We start from the raw sequence: 24,040 nt of genomic DNA, 5'->3' as shown, positions 1-24,040 counted from the left end.
TGGCTCCTCAGAAGTTCACGCCGAAGCTGAGCGCGAGGAAGTCGCGATCGCCCTGGGTGTTGTACTTGCCGTCGAAGAAGTTGGTGTAGGAAAGGCTGGCCGTGTAGGTATTCAGGTAGTCCGCGTCCAGGCCGACGCTGGCGGCCTTGGCGCCCTGGTTGAACTGCCCGTTGGGGCCGTAGCCGTCGACGTCCTGGGACCAGGCCAGGTTGGGCTTGAGGTTCACCCCGGCGAGCACGTTGTTGTAGTCCCACAGCGCGCGCACGCGGTAACCCCAGGAGTCGCGGGTGACGAAGCCTGCGGTGCCGAACTCGGCGCGCTGCGCCGGGTCGTCGACGCTGCCGAAGTTGGGGTCGCGGCCGTAGCGCAGGTCGTGAGTGCTCTCCAGGCCGCCGACGTGGTCGTAGGCCACCTCGCCCACCAGGGTCAGGCGCTCGGCGCCCATCACCTGGTCGAAGAAGTGGGTGAAGGTGGTCTGCAGTTGGGTGATCTCCTTGCGCCGGTAGCCCTGGTTGTAGGTACCCTCGCTGGTGGGGATGGTTGGCGAGGCGAGGCCGCCGCTGATGGGGTTGAGCAGCGCCCGCGGCAGGTCGGTGGTGTTGATCTGCAGCGGCGCGTTGGGCCGGTAGCTGATCTCGCCGCTCCAGGCGGTGCCGGTGGGCAGCGTGGTGGCGAAGCTCAGGCCGTAGAGGCGGATGTTTTCCGGGTATTCCAGGAAATACTGGCCGGTGCCCAGCGCGGCGCTCTGCAGCAGGCCGCCGGCCAGGGGCCCTGCGGCAGCGTTGAAGGCCGGGTTGGCGGCCACTGCGAGCAGGCCGCTGGGCGTCCGGGTGGAGAGGAACGGCGTGCGGCTGTGGTAGTTGATGAAGTAGCCGCCGTACTCGACGTTGTCGGTCTGCCAGCGCAGGGCCAGGCCCCACTGCCCGGAGTCGCGCGCCTCGCGGTCCTTGCCGCGGGGGATGGCGACGCCCTCGGCGTCGACGTCGAAGCCGATGCCGAAGGCCCGCGCCAGGGGCTCCAGGGGCGCGATGGCCGGCGAGCCGACGCGGTTGTTGTCGTTGCAGCCCTTGGCCACCACGTCGGAGCTGGAGAAGAAGGTGCCGCAGTTGTCGACCACGGTCTTCTGCCATTCCAGCTGGTAGAAGCCATCGACGCTCAGCGAGTCGCCGAGGCTCTGCGACAGCGAGAGCATGTTCACCGGGATCAGCGCTTCCTTGACCTCGGCGCCGGGGCGGCGCAGGGCGGAAACGTCCACCGGGTTGATGGCGTTGATGCCGTTGGCGATGAAGGTGCTCTCGCCCCAGCTCACCACCTGCTTGCCCAGGCGCACCGCGCCGGGCTGCCCGCCGATGTCGTAGTTGCGGTAGACGAAGGCGTCGAGGATTTCGCCGCCGGAGGCCTTGGCGCCCTCGTCGCGGCCGTGGTCGTCGATGTCCTTCCAGAGCCGGTTTTCGTCCTTGAGTTCGAAGTCGTACCAGTAGCGGCCGCGCAGCAGCGCGCCGTAGTCGCCGTACTTCAGTTCCAGGTCGTGGATGCCCTTGAAGATCTTCGAGAAGGTTTCGCCGCGCTTGAAGTTGAGGCGGCCATCGTCGCCGGTGGCGGTCGGGCCGCGCCCGCCATTGTTGATGCCGACCAGGTTCTTGTCGATTTTCGAGGTCCCCCAGCTGGCGCCGAAGGAAAGCGAGGAGTCGAGCTGGCCTTCGATCTCGCCGAGGGTGAAGTTGTAGGCATGGGCGGGGGCGGCCAATCCCAGTACGACCGAGAAGGTCAGTACCTGCGACGCAAGGTTGGCCTGCCGATTTGTTCTTGTCATTCGGCGCTCCTGAGGCTGGGCCTCTTATTGTTCTGGCACCGCCCGCCTGGCCGGCGGGGGTGTGGCAGAACGATAGGGCCAGGCCCGGGGCGCAACTAGGACCGCCCGCGACGCCCAGGGGACCGAAGACGACAGTCGAAGGCGGTCGCTGCCAGCCGGGCCCTCAGCCCTTCTGCGAACGCCGGAAGGCGCTGGGCGACATACCGGCCCAGCGGCTGAAGGCCCGGGTGAAGGCGCGCCGTTCGGAGAAACCGAGGCGTTCGCTGATGCTGTCCAGGTCCAGGTCGGTTTCGCGCAGCAGCTTGCTGGCCTGGCGGAAGCGCAGGCGCGCCTGCAGCGCGGCGAAGCTCTCGCCCTCGCTCCGCAGGCGCCGCTGCAGGGTGCGCACCTGCATGCCGAGTTCCTCGGCGCTGCCCTCGATGCCCAGGCTGAGCAAGGCCGGGCGCTCGCCGAAGAGCCGTTCCAGCTGGCCGCTGATGCCCACCTGCGAGGTCAGCCGGGAAACCCGTTGCTCGATGCTCACCTCGGCCTGCCGATGCAGCTCGGGCAAGGCGCCGAACAGCGGCTGGTCGAGCAGTTCGCGGGGCAGCACGATGGCGTTGCAGGGCTGTTCGAAACGCACTTCGGCAGCGAAGTGGCGGGCATAGAGTTCGCCATACTCCGGCGCGGCATGGCGCACCAGCACGCGCTCCACGGCGTTGCGGCCGATCAGCGTGCGGGTGAAGCGCAGCATCGAGGCCAGCCAGGCCTCGGTGAAGTAGCGCGTCGGCGCCGGCCAGGCCTGGTAGTCGCCCAGGTCGATGCGCAGCTGGGCGTAGCGGCTGCTTTCGTGCAGGGTCATGCGCAGGCTCTGGCTCATCAGCTCGCTGACCCAGTCCAGCGCGCGCAGCGCCTTGCGCAGCGTGGTGCAGGTGGCCAGGTAGGTCTCGATCTCGGGGATCGAGCCGAAGGCGAAGGACTCGCCGAAGACGAAGGGGAAATGCTCGCCACGCGCCCTGGCCGCCTCGGAGCGGGCGACGCAGGCCTCGATCAGCCGGCTGGACTGGGCCAGGCTGATGCTGACCTCGTTGAGGCGGATGCCATCCACCCGCACGCCGATCTCGCGGAGGATGGGGTCGATGGCGAAACCGCAGCGCGCCGCTGCCTGGATCCAGCTGGGCAGCGGTACGAAAGCGATCTTTTCCTGCGGCGAAACAGGCCGGGAGGGCCTGGCGACGGGCGGTGCGGAGGGACTCTTGGGCATGCCGCCCATACTATCGGAGTCACTCGGGGCAAACCAGAATCCCACGCGCCAGAGCCCTCCCCCGCGCCGCGTCAGCTGCGCCAGGCGCCTTCGGCCTGGTTCGGCCCGGTATCGGCCAGCGCGGCACGCAGGCCGGCGCTGTCCAGGCGCCGGCAGTAGGCCGGGCGGGCGCGTTCGAAACGCCAGCCCTCGGCCAGGGGGCCGGCGTCGACCACGTCGTAGCCGAAGCGCTCGTGCAGTTCAGCGGCCGCCTGCTTGGCCTGCGCATCGTCCCCGGCGATCGGCAGCGCGCGGCGGTCGGCGGCGCCGGCGGGCCGCGCGTCGGCCACCAGGTCGCGTTCGAGGATGGCGTTGAAGGCCTTGACCACGCGGGCGCCTTGCAGGTGCTGCGCCAGCAGTTCGCTGGTGGTGGTCGCCTGGCTGTCCAGCTCGGCGAACTGGCCGTCGCGTTGCGGGTAGTAGTTGTTGGCGTCCAGCACGATCTTGCCGGCGAAGGCCTGGGCCGGCAGCTCGCGGTAGCGGCCGAAGGGGATCGCCAGCAGCAACAGATCGCCGAAGCTGGCGGCCTGCTCCACGCTGCCGATCCGGCAGCCCAGGGCGATCATGGTGCTGGTCAATGTGTGCGGGCCACGGGAGTTGCTGAGCATCACCTCGTAGCCGTTCTTCACGCCCAGTTCTGCCAGGGCGCGGCCGATGAAGCCCGCCCCGATGATTCCGATACGCATCGCCTGTCTCCCGTTGTCCATTCTCGGTGGGGGGCGGCTGGCGCTTGCCAGCCAACCCGGAAGCCAGGATGCTATTTGAAACCTGGAGGCGGAAAAATCGGCCTACGCTTTCAAGTTATGAAACCATTGGTTTTGAATCGTGAGTTTTGAATCATGGATCGTCTGCAAAGCATGGCGGTATTCGTCAAGGCCGCCGACAGCGGCTCCTTCTCCGCCGCCGGCGCGGCCCTGGGCATGTCCTCGCAGATGGTCGGCAAGCACGTCGGCGCACTGGAGGAGCGCCTGGGCGTCAAGCTGCTCAACCGCACCACCCGCCGACAGAGCCTCACCGAGGTCGGCCAGCAGTACTACGAACGCTGCAAGCTGGTGCTGGCCGAGGCGGAAGCGGCCGACGCCCTGGTCCTGAACCACAGCGCGGTGCCGCGCGGGCGCCTGCGCATCAGCGCTCCGGTGACCTACGGCACCTACTGCCTGCTGCCGCTGCTCGGCCGCTACCTGCGCGCGCACCCCGAGGTGCAGGTGGAACTGTCGCTCAACGACCGCCTGGTGGACCTGATCGACGACGGCTTCGAGGCGGTCATCCGCATTGGCACCCTGGGCGACTCCAGCCTGGTGGCCCGGCCGCTGGCGCCCTACCGGCTGGTGGCCTGCGCCTCGCCGGCCTACCTGGCCGAGCACGGCACGCCACATGCCCCGGCCGAGCTGGCCCGGCACCAGTGCCTGGGCTTCACCTTCCAGTCGCCCGCGGCGGCCAGCGACTGGCTGATGCTCGACAGCGAAAGCCTGCAGTACTTCTCCCGCGGCAGCCGCTTCCAGGTCAACGACGCGCGCGCCCAGCGAGCCGCGGCGCGCGACGGCCTGGGCATCCTCCTCGGCGCCGAGGCGATGCTCGCCGAAGACCTGCGCCGGGGCAGCCTGGTGCGGCTGTTCCCCCAGCTGCAGATGCCGGCGCGGCCGGTGCACCTGCTGTACGCCAGCGACCGGCGCATGCCGCCGAAGCTGCGCAGCTTCGTCGACCAGGTAGTGGCGGAGCTTGGCGCCGGCCAGGCCTGAACGCCACGCTGGCGGGTGAGGCGCCACCGCCCTGCCCGCTCACGCGCACAGGGCGGTGGCCGGGTTTCAGCGCACCCCGGTGCTGCGCAGCGCCGAGGGGGTGAAGTCGGCCGGCGAGGCCTTGAGGTCGAACTGCACGAAGGTCTTCTCCTCGTTGCTCAGGCCGGTGACGATGTAGCGCCCGGCGATCAGGTCGTCGAGTTCCTCGAAAGCGTAGGCCGGCACTTCGCGCTGGTAGTAGGGCATCAGCATGGCGCGGCCGACCCGCCACAGCTGGCCGCGGCCGTCGTAGAGGTCGGACATCGCGATCTGCCAGCTGTCCTCGTCGAGGTAGAAGCGGCGCTTGGCGTAGATGTTGCGCTCGCCGCTCTTCAGCGTCGCCTCCACCACCCACACCCGGTGCAGTTCGTAGCGCGCCAGCTCCGGGTTGGTGTGGCCGGCCTTGAGGATGTCGGCGTACTTCACCGTCGGCGCGGCCAGGCGGAAGTTGTTGTAGGGGATGTACAGCTCCTTCTTGCCGATCAGCTTCCAGTCGTAACGGTCCGGCGCGCCGTTGTACATGTCGAAGTTGTCCGAGGTGCGCAGGCCGTCGGCGGCGGTGCCGGGGCCGTCGTAGGCCACCTGCGGGGCGCGGCGCACGCGGCGCTGGCCGGCGTTGTAGATCCAGGCCATGCGCGGCTGCTTCACCTGGTCGAGGAAGTCGTGCACCAGCAGCACGTTGCCGGCCAGGCGCGCCGGCGCGGTGATCTGCTGCTTGAAGTACAGCAGCGCGTTGGCGGCGGTGTCCGCCGGCAGGTCGGGCATCTTGTCGGGGAAGGCCACCTCGTCCTCGAAGTTGACCAGGCTGTAGCTGCCGTTGACCTGCGGCGCGGCCTGCACGTACAGGCGCCGCAGGTTGCCGCCGCGGTAGCGGGTGATGTGGTTCCACACCACTTCCAGGCCGTCGTGGGGGATGGGGAAGGCGTAGTAGCGGCTGTCGGTGAAGCCTTCCAGGCCGTTGCCGCTGGGGATCAGGCGGGTCTTCCGGGCGCTGACCTTCGCTGCCGCGTAGATCGCCTCGGGCACCGCGTTGGAGCGGTGGCTGGTGTACACCGGCATGCGGTAGCTGTCCGGGTAGCGCTGGAACATCGCCAGCTGCCCCTCGGACAGGCGCGCGCGGTACTGCTCGAGGTTCTTCGCGGTGATGGTGAACAGCGGCTGCTCGCCGGCGTAGGGGTCGCCGAGGAAGCCATTGGCGGTCACCGGCGCGGCGTCGGGCTTGAGGCCGCCGGTCCAGGCCGGGATGCTGCCGTCGGCGTTGCCGGCCTTCTCCGCGCCCAGCGGCGTCAGCGAAGTGCCGAGCTTGGCCAGCTCGTCCGGCGTGGCCGCCGCCAGCGCGTGGCCCGCCAGCAGGCTCAGGACCAGGGCGATGCCGTGCAACTGTATCTTGGGCTTGTTCATGCAGGCTCCCTCCTCAGAAGTTCACGCCGAAGCTGAGCGCGACGAAGTCGCGGTCGCTGATGGTGTTGTAATCGCCGCCGAAGAAGTTGGTGTAGGAAAGGCTGGCGGTGTAGGTGTTCTGGTAGTCGGCGTCCAGGCCGATGCTGGCGGCCTTGCTGCCCTCGTTGAACACCGGGCCGTAGCCGTCGACGTCGTGGGACCAGGCCAGGTTGGGCTTGAGGTTGATGCCGGCGACGACGTTGGGGTAGTCCCAGATGGCTCGCGCGCGGTAGCCCCAAGACGAAGAGGTGTAGAAGCCGTGGCTGCCGTAGCGGCTGGCCGCCGCCGGGTTCTCCGGCACGCCGTAAACGGCGTCGCGGCCGTAGCGCTCGCCGACGTCGTCGGTCATGCCGCCGACGTAGGTCAGGCCCAACTCGCCCACCAGGGTCAGGCGCTCGGCGCCCATCACCTGGTCGAAGAACTGGGTGAAGGTGGTTTGCGCCTGGGTGACTTCCTTGCGGATGTAGCCGTGGCTGACCTGCCCGGCCGCCCCCAGCGCGCCGGCCACGCCGCCGCTGGCGAAGCCGCCGGCCACGGTGGTGGCCAGCAGCGGGGTGAGGTCGGTGGTGTTGGTCTGCAGCGGCATGTTCGGCCGGTAGCTGATCTCGCCGCTCCAGGCGGTGCCGGTGGGCAGCGTGGTGGAGAAGCTCAGGCCGTACAGGCGGATGTCCTCGGGGTATTCGAGGAAGTAGCTGCCGCGGCCGAGCAGGATCGGCTGGGCCAGCGCCGCGGTGGCCGGGCTGGAAAGCGCCAGCAGGGCATTGCCGATGTCGCCGCGGTTGGCGTTCTGCATGCTGACGATGGGCGTGCGGCTGTGGTAGTTCATGAAGTAGGCGCCGTACTCGGTGTTGTCGCCCAGCCAGCGCAGGGCCAGGCCCCACTGCCCGGAGTCGCGCGCGTCGCGGTCGGCGCCGCGCGGCACCATCAGGCCCTCGGGGGTGACGGTGACGCCCAGGGAGTTGAGCACGGCCTTGGTCGCCGGCGCGTTGAGGCCGGCGACCGAGGCCGGGTCGAGGATGTTGTAGTTGTTCCGGCAGCCGTCGGCGGCCACGTCGGTGGTGGAGAAGAAGGTGCCGCAGTTGTCGATGACGGTCTGGTCCCACTCCAGCTGGTAGAAGGCTTCCATCGACAGCTGGTCGGTCAGGCCCTGGGAGATGAAGGCCATGTTCACCGGGATCAGACCTTCCTTGATCTCGGCGCCGGGGCGGCGGAAGGCGGCGACGTCGATGGGGTTGATGCTGTTGATCGAGTTGAGGATGAAGGTGCTCTCGCCCCAGCTCACCACCTGCTTGCCCAGGCGCACGCTGCCGGGCTTCTCGGCGATGCTGTAGTTGTAGTAGCCGAAGGCGTCGAGCAGCTGGAAGCCGGAGGACTTGGCGCCCTCCTTGCGGCCGTGGTCGTCGATGTCCTTCCACTGGCGGCTTTCGTCCTTGAGCTCGAAGTCGTACCAGTACTTGCCGCGGGTGAAGACGCCGAAGTCGCCGTACTTCAGCTCCAGGTCGTGGATGCCCTTGAAGATCTTCGAGAAGGTCTCGCCCTTTTTGAAGTTCAGCCGGCCGTCGTCGTTGGTCTGGGTGAAGCCGTGGCCGCCGTTGGCCGCGCCGATCAGGTCCTGCTTGGGACTCTGGGTGCTCCAGCTGGCGCCGATGGACAGCGAGGAGTCGAACTGCCCCTGGATCTCGCCGATGTTGAAATTGACCGCCGAGGCCTCGGCACTGACGCCGACGCCCACCACCACCGCCAGTATCTTCGGGCTGAAGCCGGCGAACCTTATTGTTCTTATCATTTGGCGCTCCTTGATGGATGACTCGATCCACGTCCGCCGCGGCCCGGCCGCGGCGGGGTTGGCATGTGCCGCGCGGCCCGCCGGGCCGGCGCGAACCCCTCCCCTCAACCGCCGGTGGCAGCGGCGATCAGGGCGTCGGCCAGTTCGCCGTAGGGGGCGAACATGGCGCGTACCAGGTCGTCTTGGCCGCGCTCGACCACCGAGCGCAGGTTGGAGAATTCGAGGAAGCCTTCATGGCCGTGGTGGCGCCCGCTGCCGCTCTTGCCGATGCCACCGAACGGCAGGCTGGGCACCGCGGCCTGCAGCGCCGCGCAGTTGATGCAGGCGCCGCCGGAAACGGTGCGGCCGAGCACCCGGTGGGCGCTGGCCGGGTGGGCCGAGAACACGTAGATGCCCAGCGGCCGCTCGTGGGCGTTGACGTAGGCGATGGCCTGGTCCAGCTCGCGGTAGGTCAGCACCGGCAGGATCGGGCCGAAGATCTCCCGCTGCATCAGCTGCATGCCGTCGTCCACGTCCAGGGCCAGGGTGAAGGGCAGGCGCCGCGCCTGCGGCTGTGCCTCGCCGCCGAACTGCACCAGGCTGGCGCCCCTGGCGCGGGCGTCGTCGAGGTAGCCAAGCAGACGCTGCAGGTGCCGCGCGTTGATGATGCCGGTGGTGTCGGCGCGGCTGGCATAGCCCGGCAGGCGGCTGTCCAGCAAGGCGCCGACCATCTGGACGAAGCGCTCGCGGTCGTCCTCGTGGACCAGCACGTAGTCCACGGTCACGCACATCTGCCCGTTCTTGATGGTCTTGCAGCCGACGATCTGCTCCACCGCGGCTTCGTCCAGGCCGCCGGGGGCGATGATCGCCGGGCACTTGCCGCCCAGCTCCAGGGTCACCGGCACCAGGCTGTGCGCCGCGGCCACCGCCACCTGGCGGCCGACCTCGGTGCTGCCGGTGTACATCAGGTGGTCCCAGGGCTGTTCGGCGAAGGCCCGGGCCAGGTCGAGGCCGCCGGCCACGGCGGTGAGCTGCTCGGCGTCGAAGTGGCTGGCGAGCATCTCCAGCAGCAGTTCGCTGCAGGCCGGGGCCAGGTCGGAAGGCTTGACGATCACCCGGTTGCCGGCGGCGAGCATCTCCACCACCGGCCCCAGGCCGATGTCGAAGGGGAAGTTCCACGGCGCCATGTTGCCGATCACGCCCTTGGGCTGCGGCTGCACATAGGCGTTGGCGCTGCCGTACAGGGCCGGGTCCAGGGCCCGCGCCTGGGGCTTCATCCAGCTCACCAGGTGCTCGGCGGCGTACTGCGCGCGCCCCGCCACGCCCAGGCATTCCACCAGGTCGGCGAACTGCTTCGGGTGGCTGCCGAAGTCGCTGGCGATGGCCTCCTGGATGCGCGTGCGGTTGGCCAGCAGCATGTTCGCCAGGGTGCCGAGCAGCGCCAGGCGCTGGGCCAGGCTGGGCATCGGCTCGGCGAGGAAGGCGCGGCGCTGGGCGGCGAGCAGCCGCTGCAGTTCGGCGATCTGAGCCGCGTCGCCGGCGCCGGGGGTTTCACGTTCGATAAAGGCCATGGTCGTTCCTTCGCAGTCTGGTAGCGGGCCCGGCTGTGGCGCCGGCCCTGGTCATCGTCACGGGAAGCTGCAGCGGCGCGGCTCAGGTGCCGGGTTGCAGGGCCTCCCCGGCCGGCGTGGCGCGGTGGAACTTCAGGTTGCGCTGGGCCAGGCGACCGAAACGCATGTCCAGCAGGTCGCCCAGATAGCTCTGCTTCTGCCGCCAGGGCGCGCCCGGGCCCTGCTTGGGGAACAGCGGCGCGGCGCGCAGGATGTAGCCGGACTGCAGGTCCAGCAGCGGCGCGGCGGGCATCCGCGGGTCGTCCGCCTGGGCTACGCAGTGGCTGTAGCCCTTGCGCGCCATGTAGCGCAGCAGGCGGCAGACGTAGAGGGAGGCGAGGTCCGCGCGCAGCGTCCAGGACAGGTGGGTGTAGCCGACGCAGACCGCCGCGTTGGGCAGCCCGGACATCATCAGGCCCTTGTAGCTGTAGGTGTCGCCCACCGCGACCGGGCGCCCGTCGACCTCGAAGCGGATGCCGCCGCAAGGCACCAGCTCCAGGCCGGTGGCGGCGACCAGGATGTCCGCCGCCAGCTCCTGGCCCGAGGCCAGGCGCACGCCGTGCTCGCTGAAACCCTCGATGCGGTCGGTGACGATGGAGGCGCTGCCCTTGCGCAGGGCGCGGAACAGGTCGCCGTTGGGCACCAGGCACAGGCGCTGGTCCCAGGGCTGGTAGCTGGGCGCGAAGTGCGGGTCGAGGGGAAAGCCCTCGCCCAGGTAGCGGCGCATGCCGCCGCGGATCAGGCGCTTGGCCAGGTTCGGGCGGTGCCGGCAGAGGCGGTAGAGGAACATGCTCAGCAGCACGTTCTTGGCGCGCACCAGCTTGTGCGCCAGCTTCTCCGGCAGCAGCTTGCGCAGAACATCGGCCAGCGCGTCGGCGTCCGGCAGCGACAGTACGTAGGACGGCGAGCGCTGCAGCATGGTGACGTGAGCCGCCTCGCCGGCCAGGCTCGGCACCAGGGTCACGGCGGTGGCGCCGCTGCCCACCACGACGATGCGCTTGCCCTGGTAGTCGAGGTCCTGCGGCCATTGCTGGGGGTGCACCAGGCGCCCCTTGAAGCGCTCGATGCCGGGGAACGCCGGCAGGTGGCCGGCGTCGTAGCGGTAGTAGCCGCTGCACAGGTAGAGGAAGTTGCAGGTGAAGCCGCGCAGCTGGCCGCCCACCTCGACCTGCAGCTGCCACAGCGCATGCTGCGACGACCAGGCCGCCGAGACGATGCGGTGGCCGAAGCGGATGTGCCGGTCGATGCCGAACTCCCGCGCGGTGTCGCGGATGTATTCGAGGATGCTGGCGCCGTCGGCGATGGCCTTGCCGGCCTTCCAGGGGCGGAAGGCATAGCCGAGGGTGAACATGTCCGAGTCCGAGCGCACGCCGGGGTAGCGGAACAGGTCCCAGGTGCCGCCGATGGATTCGCGCGCCTCCAGGATCGCCAGGCTGCGCTCCGGACAACGCGTCTTCAGGTGGTAGCCGGCGCCTATGCCGGACAGCCCGGCGCCCACCACCAGTACATCGAAATGCTCGACCGACATCTGGATCTCCACGCTGTTGTCGTACCCCCGGCGCTGCCGGACGATGCTTTTTTATGCGGTGAAGCGTCGCTAAGATGCAAAAACTCAGGCGCCTGCTTTAAGGTAGGCACCTTAAAACCGAATCTAAGGTGAACACCTTACAATGTCAACCGCCGAACAGGTGAAGCCCATGAAGCGCCAGAACACCCGGGAGCGCATCCTGGTCACGTGCCGCAAGCTGTTCAACACCAGCGGCGTGGCCGCCGTGACCACCGCGGCCATCGCCGAGGCGGTGGGCATCAACGAGGGCAACCTGTACTACTACTTCAAGAAGAAGGCCGACATCGTCAGCGAGCTGTTCGAGCAGTTCGCCGCCGAGCAGCTGCGCGTGGCCTCGCAGCAGGACGACCTGCACCTGTGGTTCCAGCTGATGTGGGAATGGCGCTTCTTCTACCGCGACAGCATGACCCTGTTCGCCCTCGACCCCAGCCTGCGCCCGCGCCTGCAGACGCTCTCCGACGAGGTCCAGGCCCACGGCCGCGCCAAGCTGCTGGCGATGATCGGCAGCGGGCGCATGAACCTGCGCGAGGAACAGGTGGAGGCGCTGCTGGAGAACGCCTGGATCGTCTCCACCTACTGGATCGAATACCTGCACTCGCGGCACGGCATCGTGCGCGTCACCCGCAAGCACCTGAACTGGGGCTACAACCAGATGGCGGCGCTGTTCGAGCCCTACCTGGTGCGCTCGCGCGACGTCCGCGCGGCCGCCGGCGAGCAGGCCGAGTGACGCGCGGGGCCGCTCGCCGGCCCCGCGCCCGGCGTCTCAGTCCGCCGCCTCGACCTTGTCCATGCGCGCCCGCATGATCCGCTGCATCAGCCGCGGCGACAGGCGCTGCAGCAGCCAGCCGACGCCCACCTCGCTGCGCGGGGTGACGCAGAACAGCCGCCCCTTGCTGATGTCCGTGAGCACGTCCGCCGCCACCCGGTCGGGCGACACGCCGCGCCGCGCGTAGTACTCGACGGCCCGCGACTGCCGCTGCTCGGCGCCGGCCCCGCGCATGCGGGTGTTGCGGATGATGGCGGTGTCGATGGTGCCCGGGCAGAGGATGGTGACGTCGACGTTGCGCCCGGCCAGTTCCGCCGCCAGCGACTGCGACAGCCCGACCACCGCGTGCTTGGAGGCGCAGTAGGGCGCGGTGCGCGGCATCGGGATCAGCCCGGCGCCGGAGGCGGTGTTGACGATGTGCCCGCGCCCGGGCTGCGCCAGCATGCGCGGCAGGAAGGCGTGGATGCCGTGCACCACGCCCATCAGGTTGACCTCGAAGACCCAGCGCCAGTCGGCCAGCTCGGTGTCCTCCACCCGCCCGGCATGGCCGACGCCGGCATTGTTGAACAGCAGGTCCACCCTGCCCTCGCGGGCATACACGCGCTCGGCGAAGGTCGCCAGCGCCGCGGCGTCGGTGACGTCCAGCGCCTCGCCGGCGGCATTGGGCAACCCCTCGGCGACGCGCTGCGCCGCCGCGCCATCGACGTCGGTGCAGTACACCCGGGCGCCCAGCGCGCCCAGATGCTGGGCAATGGCCCGGCCGATACCCGAGCCGGCGCCGGTGACCACGGCGATCTTGTTGTTGTAATAGCTGGCCAGTTTCGACAACGCGGCATCCTCCTCAGGATCGTTCGCCATACGGCGCCGCTGCGCACCCGGGCCATGCGCAAAGGCACGGCGGACGGCGCAGCGGGCCCCACGCCTAAGGTGATTACCTTAAAAAGTGCAAGAGGTCAAACCCGCCGCAGCTCGCCGCGGTTGTCGTACTGGTCGACCTTGGCGATCGCCCGGCTGATGGCCGGGGTGGTGTACGTGCCTGCCGATGGGAAGCGCTGATCACAGTCTTGCCGACTACGCCGAGGCGCTTTTCGTAGGATGGGTTGAGCCTTGGCGAAACCCATGCGGCCGTGGCGATGGGTATCGCTTCGCTCAACCCATCCTACGACGCGCCAGGGTTGACCTGGGCACACGGCCATGGCCTCGACGTATCGGCGGATAACCGCGAACGGTTATTCGCCCTACGCTCCCGGGAAGCTCCGTCGCAGAAGCAGCTGTCTTGCCGGCTGCGCCGAAACGCTTTTCGTAGGATGGGTTGAGCCTTGGCGAAACCCATGCTGCCGTGGCGATGGGTATCGCTTCGCTCACCCCATCCTACGACGCTCCAGGGTTGGCCTGGGCACACGGCCATGGCCTCGGTGTATCGGCGGATAACCGCGAACGGTTATTCGCCCTACGCTCCCGGGAAGCTCCGTCGCAGAAGCAGCTGTCTTGCCGGCTGCGCCGAAACGCTTTTCGTAGGATGGGTTGAGCCTTGGCGAAACCCATGCGGCCGTGGCGATGGGTATCGCTTCGCTCAACGCCATCCTCCGACGCTCCAGGGTTGGCCTGGGCACACAGCCATGGCCTCGGCGTATCGGCGGATAACCGCGAACGGTTATTCGCCCTACGCTCCCGGGAACCTCCGTCGTAGGAGCGGACCTTGTCCGCGATAGCCGGACGTCCCGGCGCGGTTCGCGGATGAGATCCGCTCCTACACTGCCCACCCTCGCCATTCCAATGTAGGAGCGCGCCCTGCGCGCGAAATCGCGGGCAGGGCCCGCTCCTACAGGTTACCGGGAAGCATGGTATGCCTCCCCCGCGGCTAGCCGATCACAGGGTGAAGACGATGCGCTCGGCGGCGCTGCGCTGCCAGGCCGACTCGACCTCGCTCAGCGGCACCGCCTCGGCGTCCACCTTCAGCCCGGCCGGCTCAATGGCCCGCAGCAACTGGCCGATCACCTGCACCAGGCCTTCGTTGGACACGCTGCCCAGGCCGCTGCCGAGCAGTTCCAGGCCGGAGCTGCGCAGCGCGCCGGCGTTCAGCGGCAGGCTCGCCCCTGCGAGCGAGCCGATGTTGACGAAGCGCAGGCGCGGCGAGGCCTCGCCGCTGCCGTGGCTGGCCGCGGCGTCGAGGATGCAGGCCGCCGGCGGGCCCCACAGGTAGTCCAGCACCACGTCGATGCCGCGGCCCTGGATTTCTTCGCGCAACTCGGCGGTCAGCTGCTCGGCCGGCTGGTCCAGGCGGATGAAGTGGTCCGCGCCCAGGGCGCGCAGCTCCGCCTCCACCGCCGGGTTGCGCGCGGTGGCGACCACCCGCGAGGCACCCAGGTGCCTGGCCACCTGGATGGCCAGGCGCCCGGAGGTGCCGGCGGCGCCGTTGACCAGCACGCTTTCGCCGGGCTTGAAGTGCGCGCGTTCCTGCAAGGCCGCCCAGGACGACATGCCGGGGTTGGCGATGGCCGCGGCGGTGATGTCGTCGATGCCGTCGGGCACCGCCACGCAGTAGCGCGCGTCCACCGCCACGGTCTCGGCCATGGCGCCGTGGGGCGCGCGGGGGAAGGCGAAGTACACGCGGGTGCCGTCTTCCAGCAGGCCCACGCCGTCGACGCCGGGCACCGCCGGCAGGCTCCGGGGGCTGCTGTAGTGCTTGCCGCTGGCCTGGGCGCGCACCAGTTGGCTGAGCGCGGCGGCGCGCACGCGCACCAGCACCTCGCCGGCGGCGGCTGGCTGCGCCTCGAACTCGCCGTAGCGCGGCGGCTGGTCGAAGGCATGGACGATGGCGGCTTTCATGGGTTTCTACTCCGGTGGGTCAGGGGAATCGGGATGCCGGCTTCAGGCGTGCCAGCAGCGGTACCAGCCGTCCTGCTCGTCGATGCGCAGCTCGGTCTGGTAGAGGTCGGACAACCGGGCGCTGGTCAGCACCTCGGCCTTGGGCCCGTCGACGACGATGCGGCCCTTGTCCAGCAGCACCACGCGCTCGATCTCGGGGATGACCTCGTCGATGTGGTGGGTGGTGATGATCATGGCGTGCGCCTCGCCGCAGAAGCGCCGCAGCAGCTTGAGCATGCCCAGGCTGGCGCCCATGTCCAGACCGTTGGCCGGCTCGTCGAGGATCAGCGCGCGCGGCCGGTGGACCAGCGCGCGGGCCAGCAGCAGGCGGCGCTTCTGCCCGGTGGACAGGCGCTGGAACATGGTCCGCTCGTGGCCGGCCATCTCCACCACCGCCAGCAGCGCGCGGGCCTGCTCCAGTTGCTCGTCGCTGGGCTGCAGGTGGCCGTGGGCACCGATCGAGCCGAAGAAGCCGGAGACCACCACGTCCAGGGCCTGGGTGTAGGGCGTGTAGTCGTCCTGCAGGTCCTGGGAGATGAAGCCGATGCGGCTGCGCAGGTCCCAGAGGTTGACGGTGTCGCTGCCGAACAGCCGCAGGTGGCTGCCCTCGCGCTCCACCGGGTACAGCTCGCGGCTGATCAGCTTGAGCAGGGTGCTCTTGCCGGCGCCGTTGGGGCCGAGGATGGCGACCTTCTCGCCATCGCCGATGTGCAGGGAAAAGCCGTCGAGCACGCGGGTCTGCTGCTGGAAGGCGGTGACGTTGTGGATGTCGATCATGAAGGGTTCGTCGTCGCGGGCGTGGGAATGCCGATACTACATCAGGTGGCACCGGGCGGCGCCGGCTCGTGACCGGCGCCGCCCAGGCCCTGCGCGAGGGAAGGAACATCGGCCGGCGCGGATGGCGCCGGCGATGGCATGCGCATCCCGCGCATGACGCGGACGAAGCCGGGACGGTCGGCCCGGCTCCATCCTGCCGACATCCTGTCGGCGGTAACGGCCAGCGGTTTCAGGCCACGTCTCCGGCCTGCCCGAGCGGCGCCTTGCGCCGCAGCGGCGCGGTCTCGCGCAGCAGGCTGGCGGCGGCAAGGCCGAGCACCACACCGCCCAGGGCCAGGTAGAGGGTGTACTGGATGCCGTGGTGCTGGGCGATGTAGCCGGCCAGGGCCGGCGCCACGCCGCCGCCGAACACTTCGCCGATGCCCACCACCAGGCCGGTGGCGGTGGACACCAGGGGCAGCGGCACCGATTCGCCGGTGAGCGGGCCGACGGTCATGCAGATCATGCTGAAGTTGAAGAAGGTGGTGAGGAACAGCAGCGCGAACAGCGTCAGCGGCTCGGCCCCGGTGTGCATCAGCAGCCAGATGCAGGCGCCGGTGGCGACGAAGCTGCCCAGCACCACCGGCTTGCGTCCCAGGCGGTCGGAAAGCCCCGGCAGCACCAGCTGGCCGATGAAGCCGCCCAGGCCGATGGCGGACATGACGAAGCCCATCTGCTGCACGCCCAGGTGCAGGTAGTCGGTGAGGTAGTTGGGCATCATCACGCTGAGCACGAACAGGCTGGTGAGCATGCAGAACATGCCGAGGATGTTCAGCAGCACGTTGCGGTAGCGCAGCGCATCCAGCCAGCGGCCCTGTTCCTGGGGCGCCTCGGCGGCCGCCGGCGCGCGGGTTTCGCGCAGGCGGCGGTACAGGAACCAGGCGAGCAGGAAGCCGGGCAGCGACACCACCACGAACACCCAGCGCCAGGACGGCAGCACCAGCAGCAGCTGGGTGGCGAGGATCGGCGCCAGGCCCAGGCCGAGGATCGGGAAGAAGGCCTGCTGGATGCCGATGTTCAGCCCGCGCCGCGACGGGTGCGAGGACTCCGCGGTGGCGGCGATGGCGGTGGGCGTGAAGGCGCCCTCGGAGACGCCCATCACCGCGCGGATCAGCAGCAGCGCGGCGACGCCGTTGGCCAGCCCGGACAGCCCGGCCAGCAGGGAGAACAGCAGCACCGCGGGGATCAGCACCTTGCGCCGGCCGATGCGGTCGGACAGCCGGCCCATGAAGATCGAGGAAATCCCCCAGGCGATGGCGAGGACCGCCGAGATGTTGCCCAGGTCCTGATAGTCCAGGTGCAGCTCGCTCATCATCACCGGGAACAGCGGCAGGATGATGAAGCGGTCCAGGCCGACCAGGCCGAAGCCCAGGGCGAGCATGGCCACGGCCGTGTATTCGTAGCGCGCATTCCACTTGTTGTCGTTGTTGTGCATGGCATGGGTACTCGGGACGTTGGCGGGCGGTCAGAAGTAGAACAGCGCTTCGACCATGGTGGAGAGTTGCGAGCGGTCGCGGCCGTTGCCGTAGGGGCGGTCGTGGTCGCGGGGGTCGAACCAGTCGTAGCGCAGCTCCGGGCGCAGCGAGAGGTTGCCGGTCACGTCCCAGCGCAGGCCGGTGGTGAGGGCGTTGTAGTCGCCGCGGGCGGTGCTGGTGGGGAACAGGATGAAGCCGTCCGGGTCGCTGAAATGCTCGCCGCGCAGGGAGAAGGACAGGTCCGGGCGGTACTGGTAGGTGACTACCGCATTGGCGCCCCACCAGCGGGCGCCGTCGAAGCCGGGGCCGTTCACCACGTCCACGGTGGAGGCCTTGCCGTCGCCGGCCTGGTGGCCGTAGACCAGCTCGGCGCCCATGGACCAGCGCTCGTCGAACCTGTGCCAGCCGTTGAGCGAGTGCTGCTGCTTGAGCTGGCCGCTGTCGGCGACCAGCCGCGCGGTCGGCGCCTGCACGTCGGAGAAGCTGTCGTTCTGCTCGTCGCCGACGATGAACTCGTAGTCGAGCCAGGTGTTCATGTCCGGCGCGCGCCAGCGCAGGGCGCCCATCAGCGACTTGCCGTCGTTGTTGTCGCGCAGGTTGTTCCAGCCCTGCACCACGCCCAGCTCCAGGCCGAGGATGCCGCTGTCGTCGTTGAGCAGGCGGGTGCCGACCAGCACCCCGGAGACGGTGCCCGGCTCGCTGACGAAGGCGTAGGTCTTGCTGGCGAAGGGGTTGCGGGCCTGGCGGATGTTCGGCGGGATCTCGTAGCCCATTGCCGGGCCGAACACCCCGGCCATGAAGTTGAAGCCCGGGCCGTAGGGCACGTAGGCGGTGGCGGCGATGTTGGGGATGGCGAGGAAGCGGTCCTTGTCCTTCTGCGCCTTGGCGGCGTCGTCTTCGTTCATGTTCCAGTGCATGTCCCAGCCGAAGGTCCGGGCGAACTGGGCGTTGCGCCCGTAGTTGGCCTCGAAGGTGAAACCGAAGGCGAAGTCCTCCGGCTTGGGCCCCGGCAACGGGGTGATGCGCGGCACGAAGGTGCCCTTGAGCGCCTTGTCGACGAACAGGTGCAGGCTGCCCCACTCCAGGCCCTCGTCGGACATGCCGGTGAGCGGCAGGTTGCTCAGGCCGTCCTCGCGTTCGTCGTGGGTGGAGCGGTTGTTGCGCGCGTAGGCGATGTCCAGCAGGCCGGAAACCGTAATGCCGTAGTCGCGCTCCAGGCTGTCGCCGAAGAGGCCCTTGAACAGAGCGCCCTCCCCCGGCGCCGGCGCCGGCGCCTCGGCGGCATGACATTCGACGATCGCCAGGGCGGCCAGGACCGCACCAAGCGTTTTCACCTTGATGTTGAGCATGCTTCTGTCTCTTGTTGTTGTTTTCAGAGGGGTGCCGCGGGGAGTGCCCCGCGGCAGAAGGGACCTAGACCTGGGCGGCGAGCGGCCGCCGCGCCTCGCGCAGCGCGCCGCCCTGGCCTGGCTGCAACGCCAGGTCGCGGCGCAGCGCGTCGAGCAGTTGCGGCAGTTCGCTGGCGTGGCCGATGCCGCCGTAGATGTAGAAGTCCGGGCGCACCAGCACGGCTTGCAGCCCGGCGGCGCGGAGGAACTGGTGGTACTTGCCGGACAGGTCGCGGCAGGTGCCTGGCGCGCCGTCCTCGCTCAGGCGCACGGCCTTCACTTCCAGCTGTTCGAGCAGCGCCTTGTGCGCCTCGTCCAGCCCGGCCAGCGGGTCGTCACCGATGCTCAGCAGGTGGAAGCCGCGGCCGAAGGCGTCGTCGTAGCGCTGGCGGCGCTCGTCGCGCTCGATCTCGCCGTGTACGCCCAGGCAGCCGGCCGGGCCCAGGGCGCGGCCGTTGCGTTCGTCCTTGTGCACCACGCCGTCGACCAGGCCGGGGAACGGCGGCAGCGGCGGCACCTGGCCGGAAAGGAAGGCGGCATCGCGCTCGGCGGCCTTCTGCGGGTCGGCCACGCAGACCACCTTGCCCATTTCCACCGAGGCGTCGATCACCGCGCGGATCTGCGGCTTGCGCTCCAGGGTGTAGCTGTCCAGCAGTTGCTCCGAGCAGATGCCGCGGAAGATCAGGTCCAGGCGCCAGGACAGGTTCCAGGCGTCGCGGATGCCCGAGCACATGCCCTGGCCCATGAACGGCGGCATCAGGTGCGCGGCGTCGCCGGCCAGCAGCACGCGGCCGTGGCGCCAGGTCTGGGCGATGCGCGAGCGGAACTGGTAGACGGCGTGGCGCACCAGGCTGGCGGTGTCCGGGGTGACCCAGGGCGCCAGCAGTTCCCAGACCTTCTCGGTGCTCTGCAGGTCCTCGATGCTCTCGTGGGGCAGGCGCATGAATTCCCAGCGGCGGTAGCCGGGGCCGCCGGGGACCATGGTGGTCGGCCGCGCCGGGTTGCACCACTGGCCGATGTCCGGCACGTCCAGCTCGACGCCGGGCTTGGGCTGCAGGTCGACCACCAGCCAGTCTTCCTGGAAGCCCAGGTCCTGCCAGTCGATGCCGCACTCGCGGCGCACCGCGCTGTTGGCGCCGTCGGCGCCGATCACGTAGCGGGCGCGCACGCTGCGCTGCTCGGTGGCCTGCGCCGCGTCGCCGCGCTGGGTGCGTTGCATGCGCAGCTCGCAACCCTGCGCGTCCTGGCTCAGCCCCAGCACTTCCCAGCCCTGGTGGACCTCGACGTTGGCGATGGCCTTGGCCCGACGGTCGAGGATGGCCTCCAGGCCCGGCTGGTTGAACAGGTAGCCGAAGGGGCCATCGCTGATCGACTCGGCCGACCAGTCGATTTCCACCAGCACCTTCCAGTCGGCGTTGAACCACTGGTAGCAGGCCGAGGGCTGGGAAATCTCCTGCAGTTCCTCTTCCAGGCCCATCATGCGGAATACGCGGCGGATCTCGTGGTCGTGGAACACCGCGCGCGGCAGCGGGTAGAGGGACTGCCAGCGCTCGTACACGGCGACGCTGTAGCCCATCTTGCCGAGGAGGATGGCGAGGGTCTGGCCGACCGGGCCGTAACCGACGATGGCTACGTCATGGATCTTGTTTTCGTTCATCTGTGCTGACCTGAAACCGTGTGGGTTTTGGGCAAGCCGCTCCCCGCCTCCCTGCGCGGCAGGAAAGTGTTCGGGACGAGGGCGCGGCCTGCGTCGCTGGGGGCGCTAGCTTTTGGCCGGCGCGCTGTCCGTCTCGGTGTTGAGGACGAAGTACTCGGGGACGCTGGGGCCCCAGAGGTACAGCGAGTTCTCGGGCGGGAAGTCGCCGGCCGGCCACTGGCTGCCGGCGTCGATGAAGTCCATGTCCGCCGAGTACTCGCAGAACGAGCCCCAGGGGTCGCGGACGTAGTGGAAGTAGTTGGAGCCCAGGCAGTGCCGCCCGGTGCCCCAGCCCTCGCGGTAGCCGGCGTTGGCCATCTGCTCGGCGCCGTTGCCGACCTCGTCGACGCCGTCGACCTCCCAGGCGGCATGGTGGAAGCCCTTGGCGCCGCTCTTGCAGAAGGCCACCAGGTGGTGGTCGCAGCCGTGCGGGGCGTGGGTGAAGGCGATGATGTCCTGGGAATGGTCGGACAGGCGCAGGCCCAGGGCCCGCTCGTAGAAGGTGACGGCCTGGGGCACGTCGGGGCTGAACAGCAGCACGTGGGACAGCCGCCGCGGGCGTACCCGGGCCACTTCGTCGCGGGTGCCGACGCCGCGCACGGCGGGCTGCGCCGGCGCCGCGGCGCGCTTGCTGTCGGGCATGTGCTTGGCGCCGACCCTGACCTGCAGCAGGTTGCCGTCGGGGTCGCGGAACCAGAAGCCCTCGCCGTCGCCGGCCTCGAAGCGCGCGCCGGCGACCTCGGCCTGCTGACGCAGGGCGTCATAGTCCTCGGCGAAGCAGTTGAAGCTCAGGTAGGCCAGGCTCTTGCGCGGGCCCTGCAGCATCCGCGCCCAGCGGTGGCCGTCGGCGGCGCGCAGTTCCAGGGCGTCCGCGGTTTCGCCGACGTCCAGGCCGAAGCTGGCGAAGAAGGTCCGCGCCTCGGCCAGCGAGGGCACGAACAGCGCGTAATGATCGATCGAATGCACACTGCGGGGAGTGACAGTCATGATCGCCTCCGTTTGTTGTTCTTGTCGTCGAAGCCTCGGAGCGGGAGGCTTCGATCTGGCCGGGAATGCCCGGGGTCAGGCTTCGTCCAGCACCGGGTTGACCAGGGTGCCGATGCCTTCGATGGACACTTCCACCACGTCGCCGGCCTTCAGGTAGACCTTCGGGTCCATGCCGAAGCCAACGCCGGCCGGGGTGCCGCTGACGATCACGTCGCCCGCTTCGAGGGTCACCGCCTCGCTCAGGGTGGAGATGATGGTGGCCACGTCGAACAGCATGTCCTCGGTGTTGGCCGATTGCACCACCTTGCCGTTGACGCGGGTCTGCAGCAGCAGGCCCTTGCCGCCGGCCGGCAGTTCGTCGGCGGTCACCAGGTCCGGGCCGAAGGCGCCGGTGTCGTCGAAGTTCTTGCCCACGGTCCACTGCGGCGACTTGAACTGGTACTCGCGCACCGAGCCCTCGTTGAACAGCGCATAGCCGGCCACGTGCTGCAGCGCCTGCTCCTTGGCAATGTGCCGGCCGCCGCTCTTGAGCACCACGGCCATCTCGCCCTCGTAGTCCAGGGTGTCGGAGACGCGCGGGCGGATCAGCGGCTGGTTGTGCGCGATGAGGCTGCTGTTGAAGCGCGGGAACAGCGTCGGGTAGTCCGGCTGGGCGTAGGGCGATTCCTTGGTGTGGTCGGCGTAGTTCAGGCCAACGCAGACGATCTTGCCGGGCTTCTTCATCAGCGGCAGGTAGTCCTGCTCGCCGATCTCCACCAGCGGCCCCTGCGCCTCGGCGCCGTAGGTGGCCAGGTCCACACCGCGCTCCAGCAGCGACTCCAGGGTTTCCTCGCCGAGAACCCTGACGCCTTCGGCAGTACGCACGCCCAGTACCGGGCGGCCTTGGTGAGTGAAGCGAACGTAGCGCATGGAGCTGACCTCTTGTTGTGGTTCGTGACGACCGCCAGGCAGTGCGGTATGGGCCCTAAGCTAATCCGAGGAAAATATGCCGTCAACGATAAAATATATTTTTTCAGAATTATCGATAAAAGGCCGCTCTGTGTATCATCTGCCTCATCCGTCATCACCCGTGGTAAAGCCCATGAACCGAGCCGAACGCTGGGCGCAGCAGCCCGAAGTCTCGGAGAAGCGCACCATGGCCTCGCAACTGGAGGCCCGGGTCCGCGAAGACATCATCAACGGCCGCCTGGCGCCGGGCAGCCGCCTGCGCCTGAAGGAGCTGGCCGAGCACTACGACGCCGGCGTCATCCCCCTGCGCGAGGCGCTGTCGCGCCTGGCCGCCAGTGGCTTCGTCAGCGCCGAGGACCAGAAGGGCTTCAGCGTCGGGCGCATCTCCGCGGAGGAAATCCGCGACATCACCCACACCCGCCTGCTCATCGAATGCCAAGCCCTGGCCGAGTCCATCCGCAACGGCGACCTGGAGTGGGAAAGCCGGCTGATCGCCACCCACCACCGCCTGGACCGCCTGCCCATCGTCGAAGGCCCGGAGCGGCTGCTGAAGCCGGAATGGGAGAACGCCCACGTGGCCTTCCACGAGGCGCTGATCGCCAACTGCCGCTCGTCCTGGCTGCTGCGCCTGTCGCACATGCTGCGCGACCAGACCGCGCGCTACCGCATGCTCTCGGTGCACTACAACGACGGCGCCGAGCGCGACGTCCCCGGCGAGCACCGCGAACTGCTCGACGCCGCCCTGGCGCGCGACGTGGACAAGGCCTGCGCGCTGCTGGCGCAGCACTACGAGACCACCACCCGCAGCGTGCTGGCCCATGAGGCGTTGAAGGGTTGAACCCGGGCCCCGGCCGCGCCTGACAGGCGCCGCCGGGGCGCGGGCGCCTCAGAAAGCCTTGACGATCGTGAGCCGCAGCAGCGATCCCTTCGGATAGGCCTCGCTACCTGCGGTCGCGCTGACCTCCTGGTACGCCGCCCCCTTCAGGATCATGCCTGCGCCCGGGATCGGGTAGTCGACCTCGAGACCGATGGCATGACGCGAAGATCGATCGGTACTCGCGCCCCTGCCCTTGTCGTCCGATACCTGCCATTGGCTGTAGCCGACCACCCCCGCCTGGAACCTGCCCAGGTTCTTGCCCACCCCCCACTCGAGCGTGAGCTCGTTGCCGGGCCTGAAGCCCGCGTCGTTTTCGCCGTTGCGCTCGAAACGCATGAGGCCCGAGGCGGTGATCGTCTTGGCGTTGTCGAAGTAGTAGGTCGCGCCGCCCGAGAGCATCGTGGTCTTGAAGCCCTTGCCCGGCGACGCGGGATCGCTGGTGCTGCCGTTGTCGAACCAAATGCCGGCGACCGCCACCGCATCCCATTGCCGGCCATGCCAGGCCAGCGCGGGGCCCGCGTAGATATCGCCGACCCCCGTGCGCGAATCGGAGATGCCAGCGGCGTCCAGCTTGAGCGAGGTGTGCAGGACGGGCACCACCGTTTCCAGCGCGAAGTCCGCTCCCAGCACCTTCTTGTCGGTGATCCAGATCAGCCGGTTCGCCACGGCAGTCACACTGCCGCGGTTGTGCCCCGGCAGGTCGCTGCCGCCGCCGGGGGCGCGGAAGCTGTCCATGTCGTAGTCCACCAGATACGCCAGGTAGTACAACCCTGGCGGAGGCGCACTGGCGGCCTGAAGGCCCTCGACGCCGGGAACATAGTGCCCGCCGGCACTCGCATACAGGGGTAGCAACGCGGCGGCCGCCGCGATGAGTTGGACTTGTTTCTTGTTATTCATTATCCAATCCTGTGTTTCGACAGGCAGGCCGAGGCCGTGGCGGGCGAAGACACCCACCAGGTCGGTA

At 69.1% G+C, this 24,040-nt stretch carries 19 protein-coding genes; 3 read left to right on the top strand and 16 right to left on the bottom strand.

The genetic code is table 11. The features are described 5' to 3' along the window. Positions 1 to 7: 7 nt before the first annotated feature. The 3 genes from PM1_RS12205 to PM1_RS12195 all read right to left on the bottom strand — a co-directional run bounded on the left by PM1_RS12205 (position 8) and on the right by PM1_RS12195 (position 3,781). The gene (locus PM1_RS12205) at positions 8 to 1,813 is read right to left on the bottom strand and encodes a DUF1302 domain-containing protein (protein ID WP_009623029.1); all 1,806 of its coding nucleotides are present in this window, start codon (positions 1,811 to 1,813) and stop codon (positions 8 to 10) included. 163 nt (positions 1,814 to 1,976) lie between these two features. Continuing rightward, entirely contained in the window at positions 1,977 to 3,056 is a 1,080-nt protein-coding gene (locus tag PM1_RS12200; protein WP_161788520.1) for an AraC family transcriptional regulator, read from the bottom strand. A 71-nt stretch (positions 3,057 to 3,127) separates the two neighbouring features. Continuing rightward, complete coding sequence (locus tag PM1_RS12195) at positions 3,128 to 3,781, bottom strand: NADPH-dependent F420 reductase (RefSeq protein ID WP_009623032.1); 654 nt, start codon at positions 3,779 to 3,781, stop codon at positions 3,128 to 3,130. Between the two features lie 153 nt (positions 3,782 to 3,934). On the opposite strand from PM1_RS12195, the gene PM1_RS12190 reads away from it, so the two are divergent. Continuing rightward, on the top strand, positions 3,935 to 4,834 hold the full coding sequence (locus PM1_RS12190) for a LysR family transcriptional regulator (protein ID WP_009623034.1): 900 nt from the start codon (positions 3,935 to 3,937) through the stop codon (positions 4,832 to 4,834). 66 nt (positions 4,835 to 4,900) lie between these two features. Here the strand turns inward: PM1_RS12190 and PM1_RS12185 are convergent, their stop codons facing one another. From PM1_RS12185 to PM1_RS12170, 4 genes are all read right to left on the bottom strand, one after another. Beyond that, positions 4,901 to 6,274 (bottom strand): DUF1329 domain-containing protein, encoded by a 1,374-nt coding sequence (locus PM1_RS12185; protein ID WP_009623036.1) that lies wholly within the window; start codon positions 6,272 to 6,274, stop codon positions 4,901 to 4,903. 13 nt (positions 6,275 to 6,287) lie between these two features. Further along, a complete protein-coding gene (locus PM1_RS12180) occupies positions 6,288 to 8,099 on the bottom strand; it encodes a DUF1302 domain-containing protein (protein WP_009623038.1) in 1,812 nt (603 codons plus the stop codon). Positions 8,100 to 8,203: 104 nt separating this feature from the next. Then, positions 8,204 to 9,649 carry an aldehyde dehydrogenase family protein gene (locus PM1_RS12175; RefSeq protein ID WP_009623039.1) on the bottom strand — a complete coding sequence of 482 codons (1,446 nt, stop codon included), beginning with the start codon at positions 9,647 to 9,649 and terminating at the stop codon, positions 8,204 to 8,206. An 82-nt stretch (positions 9,650 to 9,731) separates the two neighbouring features. After that, positions 9,732 to 11,216, bottom strand: a complete 1,485-nt coding sequence (locus tag PM1_RS12170; RefSeq protein ID WP_009623040.1) for a flavin-containing monooxygenase — start codon at positions 11,214 to 11,216, stop codon at positions 9,732 to 9,734. A 169-nt stretch (positions 11,217 to 11,385) separates the two neighbouring features. On the opposite strand from PM1_RS12170, the gene PM1_RS12165 reads away from it, so the two are divergent. Continuing rightward, positions 11,386 to 11,982 (top strand): TetR/AcrR family transcriptional regulator, encoded by a 597-nt coding sequence (locus PM1_RS12165; RefSeq protein ID WP_009623041.1) that lies wholly within the window; start codon positions 11,386 to 11,388, stop codon positions 11,980 to 11,982. Positions 11,983 to 12,018: 36 nt separating this feature from the next. Here the strand turns inward: PM1_RS12165 and PM1_RS12160 are convergent, their stop codons facing one another. The 8 genes from PM1_RS12160 to PM1_RS12125 all read right to left on the bottom strand — a co-directional run bounded on the left by PM1_RS12160 (position 12,019) and on the right by PM1_RS12125 (position 22,160). After that, positions 12,019 to 12,879, bottom strand: a complete 861-nt coding sequence (locus PM1_RS12160) for an SDR family NAD(P)-dependent oxidoreductase (RefSeq protein ID WP_084229676.1) — start codon at positions 12,877 to 12,879, stop codon at positions 12,019 to 12,021. 1,011 nt (positions 12,880 to 13,890) lie between these two features. Continuing rightward, positions 13,891 to 14,850 (bottom strand): quinone oxidoreductase family protein, encoded by a 960-nt coding sequence (locus tag PM1_RS12155; RefSeq protein WP_009623046.1) that lies wholly within the window; start codon positions 14,848 to 14,850, stop codon positions 13,891 to 13,893. A gap of 42 nt (positions 14,851 to 14,892) precedes the next feature. After that, complete coding sequence (locus tag PM1_RS12150) at positions 14,893 to 15,666, bottom strand: ABC transporter ATP-binding protein (protein WP_009623048.1); 774 nt, start codon at positions 15,664 to 15,666, stop codon at positions 14,893 to 14,895. 229 nt (positions 15,667 to 15,895) lie between these two features. Continuing rightward, a complete protein-coding gene (locus PM1_RS12145) occupies positions 15,896 to 17,140 on the bottom strand; it encodes an MFS transporter (RefSeq protein WP_009623050.1) in 1,245 nt (414 codons plus the stop codon). A 30-nt stretch (positions 17,141 to 17,170) separates the two neighbouring features. Then, the gene (locus tag PM1_RS12140; protein ID WP_009623052.1) at positions 17,171 to 18,529 is read right to left on the bottom strand and encodes an outer membrane beta-barrel protein; all 1,359 of its coding nucleotides are present in this window, start codon (positions 18,527 to 18,529) and stop codon (positions 17,171 to 17,173) included. Positions 18,530 to 18,593: 64 nt separating this feature from the next. Beyond that, on the bottom strand, positions 18,594 to 20,225 hold the full coding sequence (mhpA, locus tag PM1_RS12135) for a bifunctional 3-(3-hydroxy-phenyl)propionate/3-hydroxycinnamic acid hydroxylase MhpA (protein WP_009623054.1): 1,632 nt from the start codon (positions 20,223 to 20,225) through the stop codon (positions 18,594 to 18,596). A 105-nt stretch (positions 20,226 to 20,330) separates the two neighbouring features. Then, complete coding sequence (locus tag PM1_RS12130) at positions 20,331 to 21,251, bottom strand: VOC family protein (protein WP_009623055.1); 921 nt, start codon at positions 21,249 to 21,251, stop codon at positions 20,331 to 20,333. A gap of 75 nt (positions 21,252 to 21,326) precedes the next feature. Continuing rightward, entirely contained in the window at positions 21,327 to 22,160 is an 834-nt protein-coding gene (locus PM1_RS12125) for a fumarylacetoacetate hydrolase family protein (RefSeq protein WP_009623056.1), read from the bottom strand. A gap of 172 nt (positions 22,161 to 22,332) precedes the next feature. On the opposite strand from PM1_RS12125, the gene PM1_RS12120 reads away from it, so the two are divergent. Continuing rightward, positions 22,333 to 23,037 (top strand): GntR family transcriptional regulator, encoded by a 705-nt coding sequence (locus PM1_RS12120; RefSeq protein ID WP_024128681.1) that lies wholly within the window; start codon positions 22,333 to 22,335, stop codon positions 23,035 to 23,037. 48 nt (positions 23,038 to 23,085) lie between these two features. Here the strand turns inward: PM1_RS12120 and PM1_RS12115 are convergent, their stop codons facing one another. Then, positions 23,086 to 23,973, bottom strand: coding sequence for a SphA family protein (locus PM1_RS12115; RefSeq protein WP_009623060.1), 888 nt, complete (start codon positions 23,971 to 23,973; stop codon positions 23,086 to 23,088). Between the last annotated feature and the right edge of the window lie 67 nt (positions 23,974 to 24,040).

The sequence above is a fragment of the Pseudomonas sp. M1 genome (assembly GCF_022760135.1).
GTDB classification, from domain to species: domain Bacteria; phylum Pseudomonadota; class Gammaproteobacteria; order Pseudomonadales; family Pseudomonadaceae; genus Pseudomonas; species Pseudomonas citronellolis.
The sequence above is the reverse complement of the archived record's forward strand: the minus strand, read 5'-3'. Positions and strand labels throughout refer to the sequence as shown.